This is a genomic window from Flavobacterium sp. GNP011, assembly GCF_056428925.1.
In genome coordinates this window covers 1-919 of record NZ_JBWJVJ010000053.1, presented here as the reverse complement: position 1 = coordinate 919, position 919 = coordinate 1, and the positions used below count along the sequence as shown (strand labels likewise).

Annotated in this window: 1 protein-coding gene; it reads left to right on the top strand. The window is 30.5% G+C overall.

Features of this window, described 5'->3' with window-relative positions; genetic code table 11:
* Positions 1 to 76: 76 nt before the first annotated feature.
* Positions 77 to 730, top strand: a complete 654-nt coding sequence (locus AC061E_RS16590; protein WP_478287248.1) for a hypothetical protein — start codon at positions 77 to 79, stop codon at positions 728 to 730.
* The last annotated feature ends 189 nt before the right edge of the window (positions 731 to 919 follow it).

The window sequence follows — 919 nt, the reverse complement described above, 5'->3', positions numbered from 1 at the left end:
AAAATAACGCTAATTTAGTCCCAAACCGCGTGTAGCGCGAGAACGTTGGCAGTAATAAAAAACGAAACGATATAAAATGCAACAAACGAAAACATATAAAGGTATTGACTTGTTGGAAATGATTTTTGAATTTAGCGAAATGACTCCTGACTCTAAACTTTGGACTGAAAATTCTCTGCAGAATAATAAATCAAGACTAATAAGGTTGAAGCAGATAAATTCGTTGATATACGCATTTTTTGATAGTAAAATTACAACTAACTTTATTCAAAAAGCTAAAAAAATATTCTCAGAAAATAACGATGATACGATACATACTATACTTTCTGGTGATTTTCTAAAAAAACAAGATATAAGTGATTTTTCCGAATTAATTGAACTAATGAACGCAGTCGTTGAGACTAATGAAAAATTTGAAAGAAAAGAAAAGGAAGTTCATATAGAACATTTAATAATGCCTTATCAACAACTAATTAATTATAAAAGAGCATTACGAAGTTTATTGACATTTAATTCAGGGTGGTTGGAAGCAAGTTCAATCACTTCACTATTTTCAATATATCTGACAAACTCTATTTCAAACAATTTAATCGACAAATATTCAGAACTTGATAAAGCGTTGGAGCTATTTGTTAATCCCAAAAAAATATCATTTACAGAAGAAGAATTAATAGCCAAATATAAATTTCCAAAAGATAATCTACACGAAATTGATATGGAAAATTGGTGAGAAAATTTACTACTGCCAACACACGCTACAAGCAATTTGGGTTTTAGGCTTAATTTGAATATGGTTTTGTATCTGGAAGTTTTGGCTTATCCGAAAAATAACGCTAATTTAGTCCCAAACCGCGTGTAGCGCGAGAACGTTGGCAGTAAGTTTACCGCAGAAGAAGAAAAAAAATGGAAATGGAAAATA